The 2,823-nt window shown below is 61.2% G+C and carries 3 protein-coding genes and 1 pseudogene; 3 read left to right on the forward strand and 1 reads right to left on the reverse strand.

The features are described from left to right. Nucleotides 1-675, forward strand: a pseudogene (locus Q0072_RS13630) (integrase core domain-containing protein); the annotation flags it as partial. A gap of 283 nt (nt 676-958) precedes the next feature. Here the strand turns inward: Q0072_RS13630 and Q0072_RS13635 are convergent. Next, nucleotides 959-1,822, reverse strand: a complete 864-nt coding sequence (locus tag Q0072_RS13635; RefSeq protein ID WP_298331121.1) for a WYL domain-containing protein — start codon at nt 1,820-1,822, stop codon at nt 959-961. 109 nt (nt 1,823-1,931) lie between these two features. Between Q0072_RS13635 and Q0072_RS13640 the strand changes: the two genes are divergently transcribed. Both Q0072_RS13640 and Q0072_RS13645 read left to right on the forward strand, forming a co-directional pair. Continuing rightward, a complete protein-coding gene (locus tag Q0072_RS13640) occupies nt 1,932-2,354 on the forward strand; it encodes an HIRAN domain-containing protein (RefSeq protein ID WP_298331123.1) in 423 nt (140 codons plus the stop codon). Further along, nucleotides 2,327-2,823, forward strand: a 497-nt coding sequence (locus Q0072_RS13645) for a DEAD/DEAH box helicase family protein (protein ID WP_298331125.1), incomplete at its 3' end; no start/stop codon positions are given. The genes Q0072_RS13640 and Q0072_RS13645, both read left to right, overlap by 28 nt.

The following is a 2,823-nucleotide window of genomic DNA, read 5'->3' on the forward strand; positions in this document are numbered from 1 at the left end:
GAAGCGGAGCCGTTCAAGCGAGGAGCAGATCATCGGGATCCTGCGGGAGCAGGAGGCCGGCCATAAGACGCCAGATATCTGCCGGCGCCATGGGATATCGGAGGCGACGTTCTATGCCTGGAAGTCGAGATATGGCGGGTTGGTCGGGTCGGAGGCCAAGCATCTGAAGGGCTTGGCAGATTGATCGGGAGCAAGGTCTGGCGGTGCGCCGGCGGCGTGGCCGCAAACGCGCGCTGGGCACGCGGGCGCCGATGAGCGTGCCGCAAGCGCCCAAGCCGCGATGAAAGACGGTTCCGCATCCGGGCGGTAGTGCTGGCGGTAGTGGATGATTTCTCACGCGAATGCCTGGCCCTGGTGGCGGACACCGCACTGTCCGGCAAGCGGGCGGCGCGGGATCTGGATACCGTCATCGCCGTGCGGGGCAAGTCGCTGATGATCGTCAGCGACAATGGCAGCGAGTTCATTTCCAGGGCGATCCTAGCCTGAACGCAGACACAGCAGGTTGAATGGCACAATATCCAGCCCGGCAAACCTACCCAGAATGCATTCGTGGAAAGTTTCAACGGACGCTTGCGCGATGAATGCCTGAATGAAACCCTGTTCCACGACCTGCGGCACGCCCGGCAGGTGCTGGCCGACCGGCGAGCCGACAACAACAATTGTCGACCCCATTCCCCCCCTGGGCTGGATGTCGCCCGCCCTGTTCACAACGTTCAGGAGCGGTGAATCGTCCCCGCTCCTAAACGTCCATCAACACACAAACCAAACCAGAGGACTCTATTTCACAGCGGACAGATTGGGGAGCAGGTCAGGTGGTCTTTGCAGACAGCAAAAACCCCTGAAAGACTTAGTCCTTCAGGGGTTTAGGTCTTGGATGCGGGGGCAGGGTTTGACCGATGGTATGCCAGTCTTTCCACAACTGTTTAAGATGGCATCACCACGATGGATCGCCGCTCTACTACAATCGAATGCGATGCTTGATCTCAATATGCTGCTTTTCCGGGGATCGATGGTCGGGATCGATATCCAGGCCCAGACGGCGTTCTGCATAGTAGAGCAAGGCCTCGCGCACTGTTAGGCTCAGAACACCGTCCTCCATGCCGTAATCCCGTTCAATCGCCGCGCGTTGCGGTGGCGACAGGTGTCGATGGGGGACAATCTCCAATAAGATCATTTGCCGCCATTGGGCATCCAGATCAGGGTCGGATTCTGCCTTTGCCTGATCCGTCACGCATAGGATGCGGCCCAGAACGAAATCCTTGAATGCGCCGTCGCGGCAGCACCAGGACCGGGCATGCCAGCGAAACCCGTCAAACGCCAGGGCATGCGGCTCGATCCACCGATCCGTCGGCGTCGCAGACGTCATGGATTGGTAGCGGACGGCCAGGGCTTGGCGCTGCCGGATCGCGGTGACAACGGTGCGTAGGGTCTCAGGCGGCACCGCCCGCCGCGGTGTAGGCACCGTGGCGAAGGGGGGCAGATCCGTTTGCGACAGGCCCGCATCCGCGACGATCCCGTCGGCGGCCAACCGCAGCCAAGCCAGGTAACGGTCACTGTCAGGCATGAGCACCACCGGCTCGAAACCAGGACCCGCCCGGTAACATTTCCCGCTTTTGTCGTAGCGGATATTATTCGGCGCCATGGCCTGGTAGCGGGTCAGGTCCCCCGATGCCTGATTGATAGAGATGTCAAACCGCTCCATCAGGTCGGATCGGTTCACCGTTCCTCCCCAATAGAGTCGGAATTCTATGAATTCAAGGCGATGTCTGACACCCCAGCGCAGCCCAGACGATTCCCCCTGCTCGATCAATTGAATCTCCATTGACTCTCTGTCGGACATACACCACCATGGGATGCAAACAAAAAATGGATGGGATTGTTTTTAAGACCCATCTATTCCCCATACCCGTCTGATTTCAGGATGGAAAATCATGCTGCCGCAAGTATCTGCGCCGATCAAGCGGCGCGGCCTTCTGGCTGGCCTTGCCGGGATCGTTGGCGGGCTGGCGACCGCCCGCACAACTTCAACCCGAGCCGCCGTCGCCCCTTCGGCGCCGATCCTGTTGTTGGAAAGCCATGTCGCGGGCACGGCCTATTATGACGCGGACAGGTTGTTGAACAGCTTGACGCTCGGCCAGACGCTGATCCTGCGCCGACAACCCGGCAACAGGCACGACGATCTGGCAATCGAAGTGATTGTGCCCGTTTCCGGAAAGCTGGGTTATATCCCCCGCGTTCACAACCAGCCTCTGGCCCGGTTGATGGATGCAGGAAAGACGCTGCGCGCGGAAGTGTTGCACCTTTCTCCTGGGAAATGGGAAAAGGTGTGGCTCCAGGTCTGGATGGCGGGGTGACGGGGATGGATTTCGGGCGGATTTTCCACACGCTGACCGACCATGAACCGCTGCACTGGCAATCCCGTCTGCATGCGCGGTTCATGGCGGGCAACCTGCCGCCGGCGCTGGACCTGCCGACGGGGCTGGGCAAGACATCGGTGATGGCCGTCTGGCTGGCGGCGACCATCATGGGCGCCCCGCTGCCCAAGCGCCTGGTCTATGTGGTAGACCGGCGTACCGTGGTCGATCAGGCGACGGACGAGGCGGACAAGCTGAAAGCCCGCGCCGAGGCCGCCGGACTACTGGCCGACCTGCCCATTTCCACCCTGCGCGGCCAGCATCTGGATAACCGCCGCTGGATGGAAGATCCGGCGGCCCCTGCCATCATTATCGGCACCATCGACATGATCGGGTCGCGGCTGCTGTTCCAGGGCTATGGCGTGTCCACCGGCCTGCGGCCGTTCCAGGCGGGGCTGATCGGCGCCGA

Source organism: Asticcacaulis sp., from assembly GCF_027484505.1.
Lineage (GTDB): Bacteria > Pseudomonadota > Alphaproteobacteria > Caulobacterales > Caulobacteraceae > Asticcacaulis.